Here is a 15,890-nt window from a genome sequence, read left to right on the forward strand (position 1 = left end):
GGTCATCTGCCCTTAACTGACGAGCGCATCCGGCTTGCCCTTGCTGCGCGGCCGTTCCTCGACCATCTTGCCCCAGACGATCATCCGGTACTTGCTGGTGAACTCCGGCGTGCACGTGGTCAGCGTGATGTAGCGGCCGGGCTCGGTGAACCCCGACCCCGTGGGGACGGGGTTCAGAACGCTCGTGTTGCTGGGCGACGTGACCGGCAGGATCGACGCCATCTTGTAGACGTAGTACTCGTCCTGCGTCTCCACGACGATCGGATCGCCCGGAGTGAGCTTGTTGATGTACCGGAACGGTTCTCCGTGGGTGTTGCGGTGCCCCGCGAGCCCGAAGTTCCCGGTCTTGTCACTGGGCATCGCCGTCTTCAGGGCGCCCTCGGCGTAGTGGCCGACCATGCCCCGGTCCAGAACGCCCTTGTTGCTCGTGCCCTCGGCGATCGGCACCACCACGTCCAGCTTCGGGATGTGCAGGATGGCGAAGCCCTGCCCCGGCTCGAAGACCCCCGGGTTGCGCTTGCCGTTCGCCCAGTCGTCCTGGAGGCTGCTGGCCTCCTTGCCGGCCTGCGCGTGCGCCCGCACGTTCGTCCACCACAGCTGGTACGTGACGAACAGCAGCATCAGCACACCGGTGGTGATGAACACCTCGCCGATGGCCCGGCTGGCCACCACCGCCGGGCCCGGCTTGCGCGCCCGCGCCTGCCGTCGCGCCTCGACCCGCGACAGCGGCGCCCGCCGCTCCTCCTGCGCCGAGTCCTGAGCCGATTCCTGGGCCGAGCGGGTCTCCGAAACGCCGCCATGGCGCCCGTGACGGCGCTTGGCGGCCTTTCTGCGGGCCGCGCGGCCGCCGGGGGCAGGTCCATCGTGCCGTGTGGCGGAAGAGCCCGGAGAGCCGGATGTGGGGTCACCGGCCGCGGGCGGCGGATCCGGTATCCGCAGCGCCACCGTCTCCTCGTCGGCCGGAGGCAGATACGGCTCGTCCGGGACGGGCTCGTACGACGCCGCGTACGGCTCCGGCTCTGACATGTAGGGCTGTGACGGTGACTGCGGCTGCGGTTCCGGCCGCGGGGAAGCACCGTACGCCCCTCCGCCCGACCAGTCCTCGAACGCACCCGGCACCCCGTACGACTGCTGCCCGTACGAGGTGTCGGACTCGCGCTCGGGGCGCAGCGCCGTCACGCCGTGGCCCTGCCCACCACCGGGGCGAGCCCGGCCGACCTCGCCACCGCACCCTGGTCGCCGCACTCCACCAGCCAGTTGGCCAGCATCCGGTGCCCGTGCTCGGTCAGCACCGACTCGGGGTGGAACTGCACGCCCTCGACGGGAAGTTCGCGGTGCCTCAGGCCCATCACGATGCCGTCGTGCGTCCGGGCCGTGACCTCCAGCTCGGCCGGGACCGTCGCGGGCTCGGCGGCCAGCGAGTGGTAGCGCGTCGCCGTGAAGGGCGAGGGCAGGCCGGCGAAGACACCCCGGCTCGTGTGCTCGACCAGCGAGGTCTTGCCGTGCAGCAGCTCGGGCGCACGGTCCACGACCCCGCCGTACGCCACCTGCATCGACTGCATGCCGAGGCAGACACCGAAGACCGGGACGCCCGTGGCGGCGCAGTGCCGGACCATGTCGACACAGACGCCCGCCTCCTCCGGAGTCCCCGGGCCCGGGGAGAGCAGGACACCGTCGAAGCCGTCCTGGGCGTGCGCCGTCGACACCTCGTCGTTGCGCAGGACCTCACACTCGGCGCCCAGCTGGTACAGGTACTGGACCAGGTTGAAGACGAAGCTGTCGTAGTTGTCCACGACCAGAATGCGCGCGCTCACTGGTTGTCCACCGTCACATCGTTGAAGGGCAGCAGCGGTTCCGCCCACGGGAAGACGTACTGGAAGAGGACGTAGACCACGGCCACGACCAGGGCGAGTGAGATCAACGCCTTCACCCACGTGTTGCCCGGCAGATGCCGCCAGATCCAGCCGTACATGCCGTCCCTTCCGTCGTACCACGGCACCAGACCCACGCCGTACAGCCACCAGACTAACGTCGGAGCGCCTCTGGTTTCCCTGCCTCCACAGGCTGGGTGGAGTCCAGGTGCGCCCAGACGATCAGCCGATGACTGTGTCCCCATTCCGGTTCACACGTGGTCAGCGTCAGATAGCGGCCCGAACGCGTGTACCCGGATGTACGTGGGACAGGGTCGATCACCTCGATGTCGGAGGGCACTGTTTTGTACGGTCCTTTGTCGATCCGATACGTGAACCAGGTCGTGCCGTCGGTCAGGACCACGGCGTCACCCCGCCTCAGCTCGGGAAAGTCCTTGAAGGGATCGCCGTAGGTACGGCGGTGGCCGGCGACCGCGAAGTTGCCCTTCTGGCCGAGCTGGGCGGTCTCCGCGTAGTGGCCCAGGCCCTTCTTCAGGGTGCCGGTGGCCGTGCCTTCGAGCACCGGCTTGTTCCACGTGAAACCAAGACGCGGGATGTACATGATCGCGAAGGGCTTGCCCTTGGCGTAGGGCGCGGGTCTCGGCGGGCTCGCGGGGGAGGAGCCGTCCGCCGCGGGGGGCGCGCTCGACTTCGCCCACTGCTCCTGGAGCAGTTCGATCTGGTCGTCCATGACTCCGTCGGCCTGCACGCCGGTCCAGAACAGGACGTAGACGACGAACAGCACGATCACGCTGCCGACGGTGATGCACAGTTCGCTGAGGGTCCTGACGATCACACGCACCGGCGGCTCCCCCGGCCAGGCTCTACTCCTCCACGGGCTTCGCGTAGTGCAGATCCACTGTGCCCGAGTAACCGGGAAGAGTCACCGGCCCGTTCTCCTCGACTTTCCAGCCGAGCCCGTAGACGTTGACGTAGACCATGTAGTTCTGGATCGCCGGGGACGCCGCGAGCGCCTTCTGGAGCTTGCCCGGGTCACCGACCGCCGTGATCTTGTACGGCGGTGAGTAGACGCGGCCCTGGAGGATCAGGGTGTTGCCCACGCAGCGCACCGCGCTGGTGGAGATCAGCCGCTGGTCCATGACCTTGATGCCCTTGGCCCCGCCCTGCCACAGCGCGTTCACCACGGCCTGGAGGTCCTGCTGGTGGATGACCAGGTAGTCGGGCTGCGGCTCGGGATAGCCGGGCAGCTTGGCGGTGGCGTCCGGCGGGGCGTCGTTGAGCGTGACCGTGAGCGACTCGCCCTTGAGCTTCTGCGTGCCCGCGCGCTTCTCCAGGGCGGCGAGCTTGTCGTCCTCCGCCTTGGTGCTGCCGTCGTCCCGCTCGGCGAGCGCCTCTATCTCCTTGCGCAGGGTCCCGTTGGTCTCGTCCAGCTCGCCGTTCTCCCGGCTGCGCTCCTGGATGAGGTCGGACAGCTTCAACAGCGAGGTGTCCGTGCGGATATTGGTGCCCTTGGCGGTGTTGAAGCTGGTGAAGAAGATGAGCCCCGCGAGAGCGAAGACGGCCGCCGTGAGGATCCGCACGGGCCGGAAACGGCGCGCGCGCTCAGGGGTGGATCCCGTCCCGGGGGAGTCGGCAGAATTGCTCAACGTACCCTTATCTCCTTCGGCGCCACGGAAGCACTACGCTAACGGACGCCCGGGGGAGCACTCAGAGTCCCCTCAACGCTGCCCCGAGACCGACCCAGTTCCCTGCGCGGCCACGCAGCGCATCGACAGGAGAGACCCTCGTGCCGAAGTCACGTATCCGCAAGAAGGCCGACTACACGCCGCCGCCCGCGAAGCAGGCGACCGCGATCAAGCTGAACAGCCGTGCCTGGGTCGCGCCCGTCATGTTGGCCATGTTCCTCATCGGCCTGGCCTGGATCGTCGTCTTCTACGTCACCGACGGGTCCCTGCCCATCGACTCGCTGGGCAACTGGAACATCGTGGTGGGCTTCGGCTTCATCGCCGCCGGATTCGGTGTCTCGACCCAGTGGAAGTAGGGGTCACCGGAAGGTGAACGCAGCTCTGCCCAGGGCTGTTCGCCGAGTTATCCACAGCCGTTTTCCACAGGTGGAAAAGAAAGACGATCTGTGGATAACTCGTTGGGCGTTGACGCCGGTATGACGGAAGTACCGGAACTCGAAAACTTGTTCGCCCCCTGCCTGACCTGCGGAAACACGGGTCGATGACAGGGGGCACAGGTGTTCCCGCACACTGTGCACAAGATCCGCCACCCGCTGTGGACAACGGTCGCGCTCAGCTGAGCTGGGCCGTCCTCAACAGGGTCAACAGGACGACCACGGCCAGGACCAGCGCACACGTGCCGTACTGGATCAGGGCACGTCGCTCGCGCGGCGCGTGGACCATGGCGTATCCGACGACGACACCGGCGACGAGGCCGCCGATGTGGGCCTGCCAGGAGATGTTGAAGCCCGGGCTGAAGGTGAAGATCAGGTTGATCACCAGCAGCGCGATGATGGGCCGCATGTCGTAGTTGAGCCGGCGCATCAGCACGGCCGTCGCACCGAACAGGCCGAAGATCGCGCCGGACGCACCCAGCGTCGCCGTGTTCGGGGAGGTCAGCAGATAGGCCAGGGTGCTGCCCGCGAGTCCGGAGACGAGGTAGAGCGCGAGATAGCGCACACGGCCGAGGGCCGCTTCGAGCGGGCCGCCGAGCCACCACAGGCTGAGCATGTTGAACGCGATGTGCCAGATCTCCTGGTGCGTGAACATCGACGTCACCAGGCGGTACCACTCGCCTCCCGCCACGCCCTGTGTGGGCGTGAAGGGCGCCGGCGGCCAGGCGCCGAGCAGGACGAGGTCGTTCAGGAGCGACTCGTGGACCTGGACGGCGATGAACACCGCCAGGTTGATCCCGATGAGGATCTTGGTCAGCAGGCGGGGGTCGGCGGTGACGGCTCCGCCGGCGATCGTCCGGGGCATGGCGGCCGTGGGGGCGTGGCCGGTGCCGGAACCGCTGCGGACGCACTCGGGGCACTGGAAGCCGACGGAGGCGTTGACCATGCACTCGGGGCAGATCGGGCGCTCGCAGCGGGTGCAGCGGATGCCGGTCTCGCGGTCCGGGTGGCGGTAGCACATGGGGACGCTGTGGGCGTCCTGCGGGCTGCCCGCAGCCTGGTCGTCCATGGGATCCCCTAGGTCGTGATGAGAAAAGCCCGCCCCGCTCATCTTTACGGACGAGCGGGGCGATTGGTTCCCTGCGGAGGCTTCGGCACTCGGCGGGTCTCAGCGGGTCTCGATCACGACCGACTCGATGACCACGTCGTTGACCGGGCGGTCGGTGCGCGGGTTCGTCTGGGTCGTGGCGATGGTGTCCACGACCTTCTGGCTGGCCGCGTCGGTGACCTCGCCGAAGATGGTGTGCTTGCGGTTCAGCCACGCCGTCGGGGAGACGGTGATGAAGAACTGCGAGCCGTTGGTGCCCGGGCCGGCGTTGGCCATCGCCAGCAGGTAGGGCTTGTCGAAGCGCAGGTCCGGGTGGAACTCGTCCTCGAACTGGTAGCCGGGACCGCCGGTGCCGTTGCCCAGCGGGTCACCGCCCTGGATCATGAAGCCACTGATCACCCGGTGGAAGACCGTGCCGTCGTAGAGCCTGTCCGTGGACTTCTGGCCCGTCTCCGGGTGGGTCCACTCCCGCTCGCCCTGGGCGAGCTCGACGAAGTTCTTGACCGTCTTGGGGGCGTGGTTCGGCAGAAGCCGGACTTCGATGTCGCCGTGGTTGGTCTTCAGGGTGGCGTAGAGCTGCTCAGCCACGATCTGCCTTCCGTTGTCTTTCCGTGACTCCCTGATCCTCGCATGGACGGGGCTCCGCGTCGCCCGACCTCCGTTCACCGGAGGTAAACCGGGCCGATCGCTTGCAGAAAACCAGTCGAGTAGTCCCGGGGCGGGGGCGCGCGGAGGCGATCCGTGGCATTGTCGACGACAAGCTCCTGTTGAACCCTATTCATCCGCTATTGCATGTGATCGGCTCCCGATCAGCGCTCGGTCCGCTCTTGATCGGTTTTCGACCGGAGATGGCCCGGAGCCGGCTCCCGTGACCCGGATGCCCGCCCGCGCATGCCTGGCGGTGCGCCGGGAGGCATGATCCGTAAAAGGGTGGAAAGTCGAAATACCGTACGCCACCGAGGAGGAGGAACCCGTGACCCGCATCGACAGCGTGCGCGCCGCGACCGGTTCGGCGAAGGACAGCGTGCTGCACGCCGCGGAAGTGGTGGCGCCCTACGCCGACACGGCCAAGGACAGGGCCGCGCACTACGCACACGAGGCACGCGTACGGCTAGCGCCCAAGGTGACGCAGGCCGCCGGGCAGGCTCGCGTCCAGTACGGCGCCCATGTGCAGCCGTATCTGGAGCAGGCCCGGACGCATGTGCCGCCGAAGGTCGACCAGGCCGCTCACGAGGCCGCCGTCCGGACACGCAAGGCCGCCCGGCAGGCGGCGGAGTACTCCAGGCCGAGGCTCGAGCAGGCTGTGGCCGCGGCCGTGCCCGTCACGACGGAGGCCGCCGCCCGGAGTGTGGCCGCGATGGCCGCGCTGCGCGGTCAGGTCTCGTCGAAGGAGGTCCAGAAGCTGATCCGCAGGCAGGAACGGCGGGCGAGGGCCGGCCGCGCCATGAAGGCGCTGGTCGTTGTCGGTGCCCTCGCGGGCGGTGCCTTCGCGGCCTGGAAGTGGTGGGACAAGCAGGCCAACCCGGACTGGCTGGTGGAGCCGCCCGCCGCGACGGAGGTTCCCGAGTCGGGCCGTCTGAGCTCCGTGGACGGCAGTGGTGAGTCCGTTCTGGACCCGGAGGTCGAGGCGAAGCAGGCCGAGGACGAGGCCGCCCGGCGCGACGACCGTTCCTGACGGCCACCGAGGCCCAGAACTCGGCCGACTCGGCCACGGATCCAACGGCTCGGCTGCCGACCCCATCAGCACGGCGGGGCGGGAGACTCGGGGCTCAGTCTTGAGAGCCTTGGGGGTCTCCCGTCCCGCCGTGCTGTTTCACGTGAAACATGCGTCGGCGGCCCGTGCCCGTCCTGCGCGCCATCCTCCGGACCACGCAAAAGCCCTCCGAACCACGTTTCCGCAGGTCGGAGGGCTTTCAAGAGTGGAGCCTAGGGGAGTCGAACCCCTGACATCTGCCATGCAAAGTCACGTGCAGCGACTAGCGAGTCTGGCCGAGTCTCGCCGAGCGGCTCCGAGTGCAGGTCAACGGGCATGCGACCTACCGATCACGAGTTTCGCCGAGTCCCGACGAGGGGCGCGGAGTGGGTTTTGTGGAATCGATGTGGATTCCAAGCCCGGCCGGGGTCATGAGACGGCCCGCAAGTGACGTCCGCTGGCGAGGACTTCGCGCGCGTTGTCGAGGGCCTGCTCGCCTCGGTGGGTGTACAGCCAGGTGACCTTGCCGCCCCGCTCGTGCCCGAGGATGTACTGCACGTCGACCTCGGACATGCCGCCCTCGTGCAGGCGCGACGCGAAGCGGTCACGGTAGTCCGAGACGCGCGGCCACCACTCACGGCGCCCGGTCTCCGGATTCGTCACCATGCGCGCGAGGCCGGCTTCCAGGATGGCCGGGATCCACACCCGCCGGAAGTTGTTCCTGCTCAACGCACCTTCAACGGGAATCTCAACCCCGTTGACCTTCTTCGTCGTCCCGGCGAGCGGGCCTCGGAAGACCAGTTCCTCAGGGTGCATGCCGGACTCGACAGGCGTCACGGTTGCCGCAGGGTCCAGCCGGTCAATCATCGCGAAGGCCGCAGTCTTGGCCTTCAGCGTGAGCGGGACGGTGCGGAAGCCGGCCGCCGTCTTCGGGATGCCCTGGCGGCGCAGCGTGCCGCGGTCGTCGATGACCACACCTTGACCGTGTCGGCCTCCAGGTCGAGGAAGATCCGGCGGGTGCCGGCGGTCTCGCCCCAGCGCAGGCCGGTGTTTTCGAGGAAGTCGGTGACAGGTTGCCACCATACCGGGATGTGCTTGCGGATCTCGGTGTACTGCTCCTCTGTGGGGGGCGTCAGGTCGTCGGGGTGCCGTACGGGCGGGCTCGCCGTCTTGGTGACGTCGGCGGCCGGGTTGAAGGGGATGCGCTGGTCGCGGACGGCGTGCCGGAGCATCATCTTCAGCAGTTCCAGGACCTTCGTCTGCGTGGCGTAGCCCTTCAACTCCTTGGCCACCCAGGTCTGGAGCTCCAGGTAGGTGAGGGAGTTGAGCTTGCGCTTCCCCCACTTGGGCTGGATATGGACGGTCCACGCGGACAGCTTGCGGTTGCGGGTGGTCGGCCGGGACGGCTCGTTGGCCGGCCACCACTCCTCCCACCACTTCGCCCTTCGCTGGACCGACCTCCAAGACGCCCTCGCGTCGACCGGCACCACCACATGGCCCCCGCCGGCCGCATGAGCGACTACCTCAACGCCCTCGACCAGGCCGACGAGGAACTCGCTGAAGCCGCGCGCTGGCAGGCCGCCTACAACCGGCAGTTCCTCGACCGCGACCCCAACCAGATCGGCGCCACCCGGCCCCCGCTCCGCATCGCGATCCTCGACACCATGCGCACCGTCGAAGCCGCCCTCACCGCCACCGGGGGACCAGGTCGCCGCCGCCGTCCAGCGCTCCCCCATGACCTTCGCCCCGCGGTCGTGGCTGGCCGCCGACCGGGCCGGCCGCGCCAAGCTGGCGCGCGCCGACGCCGTGGACCCGCGGCGGTGGCGCTTCGGCGGACGGCACACCGCCCCGCACACCGCCCTGTGGCTCCTCGCCCGCGTAGAGGGCGCACCCGGCCCGTTCCGGCCGCTGCCCGACCGCGAGGCACGGCTGATCGCCAACGTCGCGGCAGAGGCCTGCGAGCGGGTTGAGCGCGCCCTCGACATCGCCGGGCGTACGGCCACCATCGCCCACCCCTGCCCGGACTGCGGCGGCCAGATCGAGATCCACGGAGGTGCCGGCGTCCAGCCCGTAGCCCGCTGTACCGCGTGCGGGCGCACCTGGACCGGGCTGGACACCGCGGCCTGAGCCCAGTTGCGGCAGATGTATGGCCCCGCCGGACTATTGAACGCAAAGTACACAAGGAATTACTATCGGTCGAGTAAGGGATGTGCAGCCGCGCAGCCCGACCCCCTGCACCTCTGCCCCACCCGCTACGGGTCCTCAAGCGCCCCGGAGCAATCTGCTACCGGGGCTGGCCGAGGAGAGGGGGGCCGGGATGCATGACGGCTGGACCGGAATCGTAGTCGGGGTGATTTCAAGCGTGACGTTTATCGTCACCTTGTCCCTGCACGCGGTGTCCGGTATTGCGGAAAGGGCGGCCGAAACCGTCCGCGCGTTGAAAACCGCTAAGGCGGAAATACAGCGCCCCGCCACAGATGGTGACGACACGAGCGACAAGGCTCGATAGTCGGGGGCGGCCCCCGCAAGCATCCCGCGGGGGCCGTAGGCCCTGGTGCTCGCCTAGTAGGTCAGTGTGTCCGGACCGCCGCCGCGCCACTCGATCAGCACGGCTCAGTCCAGGACGCCCAACTCGGTGTCTGGCCGACAGAATTGGCACGCCTCGATGTTCGGGTCCGTGATGGACACGCGCGCATCGTGCTCCGTGATCCAATACGGCGTGCCCTCGATCATCGAGCAGTCACCGACGTGGATGATCGCGGGCTGAGGCCCCCGGGCCGTCCGCTTCTGCTGGACAACGAACTGCGGCCGGGGCGCGATCTGCGCCATCGGACCGAGGCCGGTACCGCCCTTGGGGAGCCGCGACCGCCGTGGCGGTGGGGCCTCAGCGCGGGCAAGGGCGGCTCGTACGGCTTCCCGCTGGAGCCGCAGGTACGTCACGATGGTCTCTTCGTCGGCGAGCTGCTGATCGAGGTACGCCAGGATCGCCCGAAGGCGGCGTGAATCTGGCGGCAACTCGTTCACGCGTTCGATTCAAACATCAAGCCCCAACCCAGTCGAGGCAGGGGCTCACAGCCGTCCAGCTACGGCCGCCACTCCCACTCCTCGCGGTATCCGGGCCGGTCCGCGTACGGCAGCGCGAGCAGGCGTGTCACTGGGGCCAGGCACTCAGCGGTCTTGATCAGCTCGCTCTCTTGCAGGTGCAGACGGCCGAACTCGTCAGCATCCGAGTGGATCACTTCGCGCATTCGGGCGCGCAGCGCCAACCGATCTTCGACGGCCGTTGCGTACAGGTCGAGGATGCGCCGCTTGGCGTCGATCTCGCGCAGCACCCGCGCCGGATTGTGCACGGCGATGAAGTCAGCGTCGGCGAGCCCTTGTTCCGTGTCCGCAGTTTCGACTCCCGCTCCCGGACGCCCGAAGTCGACGGTCCAGCCGTAGTCGCCGATACCGCTCTGTACCCACGGCCCAAGCGTTGCCGCTCGCGCGACCCGCTCGTCCTCGTCGAGCTGGGCGCGCAGCCACTGCACGAACTCGCGAGCCGCCTCCAAGGCCGCCCCGGGCGGGACCGCGATTCCTGTCGCCTCCATTGACGCTCCTTCGTCTCGGGTCGCGAGGTCTGTGCGCTTGCCCGGCCGCGGCGGGTTCGCCGCGAACCACGCGGCCACCTCATCCGCACGGAACCGGGGACGCGTACTGCCCTCACCCTCGACGGGCCTCGGGAAGTCGTCGCGCGTCGTCCGATACGAGTGCACCGTCTGACGGCTGACCCCGTGCTCCAGCGCGATCTCCGAGACGGTCATCAAGCGCGGAACCCCCTCGCTGTCAGGGCTCTTGGGCACGGCAACATCCTTCCCAAACCTCTTGACGTTGTAAAGAGGTTCCGCCGCTCTGGCACTGCACCAACAGAACGGCCCCGACCGGAGCTCTCACCCTGCCGGTCGGGGCCGGACCTACCCACAACCGTGACGAAGTAGCAGGTCCGCCATGGAGCGTACCGATCAGCCCGCGAAACAGCCCAGCCACGCCGTGACCTGCCAGAGCTGCAACGGCTCCGCCGGCCGCGTCGAAACCACCACCGACGACGGCGTCATGCGCCAGACCTGGCACTCGAAGGGCTTCGGCGCCGCCGCCTGCCCCGGCGGGATCCTCGGCTGGGCTCACTCCCGCTCGGGCACCGTCGGCAACGGCCTCGGCGAGCGCACCAGCCAGGCCACGACCGGCACCACTTCCACCCAGGGCCTCACCACCGGTCAGCTCGTCGGCCTCGGCGCCACCGGCGCGGTCATCGTCGTCATCGCCGTCCTCCTCGTCGTCCTTGCCTACAGGGAGGCTGGGCGGAAGGACCGCCGTCGGATCATCGGCGGCGCCTACGTGGGCAGCACCCTGTGCCTGACCGCAGGCGTGGCCGGCGCCCTCGCCTGGCTGCCCGGAGCGCTCAACGCAGTCGGCGACGGCGTGGTTGCCGCAGTGCAGGGGGCCGGACTCCTGTGAACCGCCTTGCCCGTACCGTCGACCGCCTCGCGGACGGCTCCAGCGTCCTCGCCCGGCGCATCGGCGCCCGCATCACCGCGTGGGTGGCCCGGGCCCGCCGCGACGACCTGACCGGCTGGCGCGCCGCTCTCGGCTGCTGGCTGCGCCTGGCCGTCCTCGTCCTGGGCCTCTACGGCCTGTGGGGCCTGGTGCGCACCTTCCCGGGCCTGCTGTGGCTGCTGTCGGCCGGGTGGACGGCGGCTGCCTGGAAGCCCGGAAGGCTGCCTCCCCCGAGAGCACCGATGAGGGACCCGCCGACGGTGCTCCGGGCCCTGATGTGGAGGCGGTCCGGCGGCTGCTCCTCGACATCATGGGGACCGGCAGTGGAGTGCACCTCCGGACGGTCCTCGCGCACCTCCAGGAGCACGGCCAGTGGGAGGGCCGAAAGGTGGCCGATCTGCGCGTGCACCTGGAGCGCCTGGACATCCCCGTCGACCGCTCCGTGAAGGTGTCTGGAGTGCCGACGTGGGGGGTGCGCCGGCGGGACCTCGAAGCCCCTTCCCCGGCCGAGCCGCAGGAAGCGTCTACCGAGCCGTCTACCGCCGCCTGACCTGCACGTCTATCAGCTCACCTACCGCCTTCTACTGGCTGATCTACCCACCATCTACCGGCCGGAGCGCTCGGCGCAGGCACGAGGTAGTACCCGCATTGAGTGACTTCGGGTCACAGATCAGGAACAGCGCCTTCACTGCACCTTCACACAGGCGCATCATGCACCACATCACGCATCACCTGGGGGGACCATGAGCACACCCACGCCGCCGCAGCCGGACTTCCCGCCACCGCTCCCACCCGAGCCGCCGAAGCCCGCGAAGTCCTGTACGAACGCGATCATCATCGGGTCAGCCGCCGCCGTGATCGCCGCGATCGTCGCCACCGGCATCGTCGTCGTGCAGTCACAGGACAAGGAAAGTGCGCCGGCCACCACCACCGCATCGAGCGCCCCAGCCGAGGACCTCGCGACCACCGCCGCCGACGAGCCGGAACCGGAGCCGACGTACAGCGAGCTGGACGCCGACAGCTTCACCATCAAGCTGCGCACCACCGACCGGCAATGCTTCGGGTCGGCGGGCTGCAACATGACCGTGGAGCCGAAGCTGAGCTACCTGGGCCTCACCGACGACATCGACCCGGACGCCGTGTACGAGATCACCTACGAGATCCGCGGCGGCGACTCCGGCCCGGTCATCGAGACGGCTGAGTTGTCGGACCGGACGAGCCTGAACTACACCCCCACCGTGCTCAGCACCGCTTCGGCGAGCACGAAGGTCTCCGTGGAGATCACCGACGTGGTTGTCCAGGGGCAGTGAGGCATCGCAGGACGCACACGACAGGCCCCCGCCGGATTCGGCGGGACCTTCGCGTGACCACAGGTCCGATCGACCAGTTGGACAGACGTGGACATGCGTTTCGGGATCGAGGGTGGCCCGGCCGATGGCGGCGAGTGACGGTGCAGCCCGGCGAGCACGGCCGGCCGCCTGGCCAGATGGAGATCAGCGGCGGCACCTACGTGCTGCGGATGTGGGGAGCTGACCCCCACCCTGATGCAGACTGGCACTACTGCTGGCTGCGCGCTCAGCCGCTGAACAAGTGAATGACGCGCCGCCGTAACTTCAGGACGGCAACGCCTCCAAGCGCCGTCAACGGGGGGCCATGAACAGATCACGCACACGCAAGGACGACATCCGCCGCCTAGCCTGGCGTTCGGCTGTGGCTTTCACAGTGGGTGCCATTCTGCTGCTGCTTTCCCTGCCGAAGAGTGATGGCGTCTTCCCACCTGGCAGCCCGGCTCACTACGAGAATTTCTGGCTCGAAGCCCTCGGTGCCTCCAGCGGGCTTCTCGGTTCCTTGGGTGGGCTCTGCGGTGGAATCGCCGCAGTCATCATGGCCATGCGGACACCCAAGCCGCCTCGCGATCCTTCACGTCGACCGGATCCTGCGCCCGACCCGGACCGCACCGACGGGCCTGAGATGTAGTTGCGTTCCGGGCGATCATGCCGCATCCTGGCCTCACGTCCGGCGTGCCCGGACACGATCACTTCACCGACGGCCCCCGCAGCCACCCGCCCGGGGGCCGTTCGCGTACCCACAGACCGCCGCGCAGGGCACACCCGATCGCTCACACCGTGCGGGTTTGCTCTGGCCGCTCACCCTGCGCGACTCACACTTCGTCACAGAACAGACACACAGCCTTCACGCTGTGCTCGTGCAGCGCATGATGGCCCCTCAGCAACAACATCCCAGGGGGGACCATGCGCATCCGTACCACCATCGGCGTGCTCACCGCCGCAGCACTGCTCACGCTCACCGCCTGCGAGGGCACTGAGGACACCGGCTCGAGCAAGCCTGACGCCGTCGCCGAGGAACCCAGCGAGCAGACGAAGCAGGACACGGCCACTGCCGAGACGGACACCGAGGCCGCCGACACGGACACCGAGGCCAGCGCCGACGCTGGGTCGGAGACCGCGACGCTGCCCGACTTCACCGGCCAAGGACTCCAGGAAGCCCAGGACGGCGCGCAAGCCGCCGGCTTCTTCATCCTCACGTCATCCGACGCGACCGGCGCCGGCCGCATGCAGGTCTTCGACCGCAACTGGACGGTTTGCTCCCAGACTCCGGAGCCCGGCGAGCACCCGACGTCGACGACGGTCAACTTCGACACCGTCAAGATCGGGGAGAGCTGCTGACGCTCCCCGCACCACGACTGGCCCGGCCGTTCTCCCCATACGGCCGGGCCTTCCTCATGTCCGGGAGGTGCCATGCCGAACCAGTACGGCCGCCCGGTCACCGAAGAGGACTACCAGCGCGTCCGCGAACTGCACGCCCTCGGCATGGGCCTCAACGCCATCGCCCGCGAGATCGACCGCGCCCAGCGCACCGTGTCCGTCATCGCCGCCGAACTCGGCCTGACCTTCGACACATCGATGACCGAGGAAGCCACCCGCGCCCGCGTCGCCCAGCTCGCCGCCCTGCGCGCCGACACCGCCCTGGACCTCCACCTGGACGCGCTCAGGCTCACCCAGCAGATGTGGGAACCGGCCGTCGTGTTCAACTTCGGCGGCAAGGACAACACCTTCGCCTCCCGCGAGGTCCAAGAGCCCCCGGCCGTCGACAAGAAGGCGCTCATGAGCGCGGCCGGGATCGCCCTGGAGAAGTCCCTGAAGCTCGTGCCGCCCGCCGACGACTCCGGCGCCGAGGACGCCCAGTCCATGCTCGGCAAGCTGATGGCCGGCCTCAAGGCGGTGTACGACGAGGCCGCCGACGAGGAGGCGGAGGGTGAGTCTCCTTGATGCGCTTCCGCTGCCCCGCAAGCAGATCCGGTCCATCGTTCAGGCCGAGGCGCGCATCAACGCGTGGGAGGGTTCAGTCCGGTCCGGGAAGACGACCGCGAGTTTCGTCGCGACGGCCCCGACCGGCGGCGAGCTGGTCATGGTGGGGCGCACCCGGGACACGCTGTACCGGTACGTGATCGCTCCGCTGATGAACCCGGACCTGTTCGGCCCGCTCGCGAAGCTGATCAAGTACACCAACGGCGCCCCGATCGCCTACATCATGGGCCGCGCCGTCCACGTGATGGGGGCGAACGACGCCAAGGCGGAGCCCAAGGTCCGCGGAATGACCTGTGCGGGGGCGTACGTCGACGAGGCGACCACCCTGCCGAAGACGTTCTTCGACCAGCTGGTGGCGCGCTGCTCGGTCAAGGGCGCGAAAATCTTCACGACGACCAACCCGGACAATCCCGCGCACTGGTTCCGCAGGGACTACCTGAAGCGGCCGGCCGAGACCCGGCTCCGCGCCTGGCACTTCACCCTGGACGACAACCCATTCCTCGACCCCGAGTACGTCGCCTCGCTCAAGAGCACGTACGTGGGCCTGTTCTACCGGCGGAACATCCTCGGGCACGGGTCCAGGCCGAAGGCGCCATCTACGAGGCCTTCGACGAGCAGCGCCACGTCGTCGCCGACATTCCGCACATCAGCCGCTGGTTGTGCGACGCGATCGACTACGGCACGACCAACCCCTACGCCGACCTGTTGATCGGCCTCGGCGCGGATCAGCGGCTGTACGTCGTGTCGGAGTACCGGTGGGACTCGCGGGCGCAGCGCCGGAAGATGACCGACGTCGAGTACAGCCAGGCCCGCAAGCGCTGGCTCGCCTCCGTGGCGCAGCCGCAGACCAACGTGCTCGGAGTGCGCCCGGAGTGGACGGTCGTCGACCCGTCCGCAGCCTCGTACATCGAGCAGCTGCACCGCGATGGCGTCTCGGGCGTCACCCCGGCCGAGAACACGGTGGTGGACGGCATCCGCACGGTCGCCTCGCTGTTCGCTGGTGACCGGCTGCGTATCCACCCGTCCGCGCGCGGGCTTATCGAGGAACTCCCCGGCTACTGCTGGGCCGACGAGAAGGCCGAGAAGGGCGAGGACGCCCCGATCAAGGTCGACGACCACAGCTGTGACGCGTTGAGGTACGGCGTCCGCACGACCGAGGCCCTGTGGCGGCCGCACATCCCGATGCTCTTGGAGGCGGCCGCCTGATTCATAGTGATCGAGGGCAACGACAACTAAA

The 15,890-nt window shown here is 68.6% G+C and carries 21 protein-coding genes; 10 read left to right on the forward strand and 11 right to left on the reverse strand.

Translation table 11 applies throughout. The features are described 5' to 3' along the window. Positions 1–12 precede the first annotated feature (12 nt). The 5 genes from SCNRRL3882_RS20255 to SCNRRL3882_RS20275 are packed head-to-tail and all read right to left on the reverse strand — an operon-like array spanning position 13 to position 3,517. Positions 13–1,179, reverse strand: a complete 1,167-nt coding sequence (locus SCNRRL3882_RS20255; protein WP_010032592.1) for a class E sortase — start codon at positions 1,177–1,179, stop codon at positions 13–15. Beyond that, on the reverse strand, positions 1,176–1,814 hold the full coding sequence (locus SCNRRL3882_RS20260; RefSeq protein ID WP_010032593.1) for an aminodeoxychorismate/anthranilate synthase component II: 639 nt from the start codon (positions 1,812–1,814) through the stop codon (positions 1,176–1,178). The genes SCNRRL3882_RS20255 and SCNRRL3882_RS20260 overlap by 4 nt, the downstream gene beginning before the upstream one ends. Continuing rightward, positions 1,811–2,008, reverse strand: coding sequence for a hypothetical protein (locus SCNRRL3882_RS20265; RefSeq protein WP_020273112.1), 198 nt, complete (start codon positions 2,006–2,008; stop codon positions 1,811–1,813). The genes SCNRRL3882_RS20260 and SCNRRL3882_RS20265 overlap by 4 nt, the downstream gene beginning before the upstream one ends. A 17-nt stretch (positions 2,009–2,025) precedes the next feature. Then, entirely contained in the window at positions 2,026–2,712 is a 687-nt protein-coding gene (locus SCNRRL3882_RS20270) for a class E sortase (protein WP_010032595.1), read from the reverse strand. 22 nt (positions 2,713–2,734) lie between these two features. Continuing rightward, positions 2,735–3,517, reverse strand: a complete 783-nt coding sequence (locus tag SCNRRL3882_RS20275; protein ID WP_029180672.1) for a DUF881 domain-containing protein — start codon at positions 3,515–3,517, stop codon at positions 2,735–2,737. A gap of 140 nt (positions 3,518–3,657) precedes the next feature. On the opposite strand from SCNRRL3882_RS20275, the gene crgA reads away from it, so the two are divergent. Beyond that, on the forward strand, positions 3,658–3,912 hold the full coding sequence (crgA, locus tag SCNRRL3882_RS20280) for a cell division protein CrgA (protein WP_010032600.1): 255 nt from the start codon (positions 3,658–3,660) through the stop codon (positions 3,910–3,912). A 256-nt stretch (positions 3,913–4,168) separates the two neighbouring features. On the opposite strand, the gene SCNRRL3882_RS20285 is transcribed toward crgA, so the two are convergent. Together SCNRRL3882_RS20285 and SCNRRL3882_RS20290 are read right to left on the reverse strand one after the other, a co-directional pair. Further along, positions 4,169–5,059: a rhomboid family intramembrane serine protease gene (locus SCNRRL3882_RS20285; protein WP_010032604.1), complete on the reverse strand. Its 891-nt coding sequence runs from the start codon at positions 5,057–5,059 to the stop codon at positions 4,169–4,171. 99 nt (positions 5,060–5,158) lie between these two features. Then, positions 5,159–5,686 (reverse strand): peptidylprolyl isomerase, encoded by a 528-nt coding sequence (locus SCNRRL3882_RS20290; RefSeq protein WP_010032607.1) that lies wholly within the window; start codon positions 5,684–5,686, stop codon positions 5,159–5,161. A gap of 385 nt (positions 5,687–6,071) precedes the next feature. On the opposite strand from SCNRRL3882_RS20290, the gene SCNRRL3882_RS20295 reads away from it, so the two are divergent. Beyond that, a complete protein-coding gene (locus SCNRRL3882_RS20295) occupies positions 6,072–6,773 on the forward strand; it encodes a DUF5324 family protein (RefSeq protein ID WP_010032608.1) in 702 nt (233 codons plus the stop codon). A gap of 447 nt (positions 6,774–7,220) precedes the next feature. Here SCNRRL3882_RS20295 and SCNRRL3882_RS20300 read toward each other — a convergent pair whose 3' ends face one another. Both SCNRRL3882_RS20300 and SCNRRL3882_RS20305 read right to left on the reverse strand, forming a co-directional pair. Then, positions 7,221–7,766 carry a hypothetical protein gene (locus tag SCNRRL3882_RS20300; RefSeq protein WP_010032609.1) on the reverse strand — a complete coding sequence of 182 codons (546 nt, stop codon included), beginning with the start codon at positions 7,764–7,766 and terminating at the stop codon, positions 7,221–7,223. Further along, positions 7,682–8,527 (reverse strand): N-terminal phage integrase SAM-like domain-containing protein, encoded by an 846-nt coding sequence (locus tag SCNRRL3882_RS20305; RefSeq protein WP_010032611.1) that lies wholly within the window; start codon positions 8,525–8,527, stop codon positions 7,682–7,684. Before SCNRRL3882_RS20305 ends, SCNRRL3882_RS20300 begins: the two co-directional genes overlap by 85 nt. Between SCNRRL3882_RS20305 and SCNRRL3882_RS20310 the strand changes: the two genes are divergently transcribed. Then, positions 8,526–8,918: a hypothetical protein gene (locus SCNRRL3882_RS20310; protein WP_010032613.1), complete on the forward strand. Its 393-nt coding sequence runs from the start codon at positions 8,526–8,528 to the stop codon at positions 8,916–8,918. The genes SCNRRL3882_RS20305 and SCNRRL3882_RS20310 overlap by 2 nt on opposite strands. Positions 8,919–9,404: 486 nt before the next feature. On the opposite strand, the gene SCNRRL3882_RS20320 is transcribed toward SCNRRL3882_RS20310, so the two are convergent. Both SCNRRL3882_RS20320 and SCNRRL3882_RS20325 read right to left on the reverse strand, forming a co-directional pair. Next, entirely contained in the window at positions 9,405–9,815 is a 411-nt protein-coding gene (locus SCNRRL3882_RS20320; RefSeq protein WP_010032616.1) for a DUF6233 domain-containing protein, read from the reverse strand. 59 nt (positions 9,816–9,874) lie between these two features. Then, positions 9,875–10,633: a DUF6221 family protein gene (locus SCNRRL3882_RS20325; protein ID WP_010032618.1), complete on the reverse strand. Its 759-nt coding sequence runs from the start codon at positions 10,631–10,633 to the stop codon at positions 9,875–9,877. A gap of 145 nt (positions 10,634–10,778) precedes the next feature. On the opposite strand from SCNRRL3882_RS20325, the gene SCNRRL3882_RS20335 reads away from it, so the two are divergent. From SCNRRL3882_RS20335 to SCNRRL3882_RS42445, 7 genes are all read left to right on the forward strand, one after another. Then, positions 10,779–11,285 (forward strand): hypothetical protein, encoded by a 507-nt coding sequence (locus SCNRRL3882_RS20335; RefSeq protein ID WP_010032619.1) that lies wholly within the window; start codon positions 10,779–10,781, stop codon positions 11,283–11,285. Next, positions 11,282–11,770 carry a hypothetical protein gene (locus SCNRRL3882_RS40840; protein WP_158688376.1) on the forward strand — a complete coding sequence of 163 codons (489 nt, stop codon included), beginning with the start codon at positions 11,282–11,284 and terminating at the stop codon, positions 11,768–11,770. The genes SCNRRL3882_RS20335 and SCNRRL3882_RS40840 overlap by 4 nt, the downstream gene beginning before the upstream one ends. 297 nt (positions 11,771–12,067) lie before the next feature. Then, the gene (locus tag SCNRRL3882_RS20345; protein WP_010032623.1) at positions 12,068–12,634 is read left to right on the forward strand and encodes a hypothetical protein; all 567 of its coding nucleotides are present in this window, start codon (positions 12,068–12,070) and stop codon (positions 12,632–12,634) included. A 942-nt stretch (positions 12,635–13,576) separates the two neighbouring features. Beyond that, positions 13,577–14,011, forward strand: coding sequence for a PASTA domain-containing protein (locus SCNRRL3882_RS20350; protein WP_010032626.1), 435 nt, complete (start codon positions 13,577–13,579; stop codon positions 14,009–14,011). Between the two features lie 72 nt (positions 14,012–14,083). Continuing rightward, a complete protein-coding gene (locus tag SCNRRL3882_RS20355; protein ID WP_010032629.1) occupies positions 14,084–14,614 on the forward strand; it encodes a helix-turn-helix domain-containing protein in 531 nt (176 codons plus the stop codon). Further along, the gene (locus SCNRRL3882_RS42440; RefSeq protein ID WP_324604432.1) at positions 14,601–15,362 is read left to right on the forward strand and encodes a phage terminase large subunit; all 762 of its coding nucleotides are present in this window, start codon (positions 14,601–14,603) and stop codon (positions 15,360–15,362) included. Before SCNRRL3882_RS20355 ends, SCNRRL3882_RS42440 begins: the two co-directional genes overlap by 14 nt. Next, on the forward strand, positions 15,311–15,859 hold the full coding sequence (locus tag SCNRRL3882_RS42445) for a hypothetical protein (RefSeq protein WP_324604433.1): 549 nt from the start codon (positions 15,311–15,313) through the stop codon (positions 15,857–15,859). The genes SCNRRL3882_RS42440 and SCNRRL3882_RS42445 overlap by 52 nt, the downstream gene beginning before the upstream one ends. The last annotated feature ends 31 nt before the right edge of the window (positions 15,860–15,890 follow it).

This window comes from Streptomyces chartreusis NRRL 3882 (assembly GCF_900236475.1).
GTDB classification, from domain to species: domain Bacteria; phylum Actinomycetota; class Actinomycetes; order Streptomycetales; family Streptomycetaceae; genus Streptomyces; species Streptomyces chartreusis_D.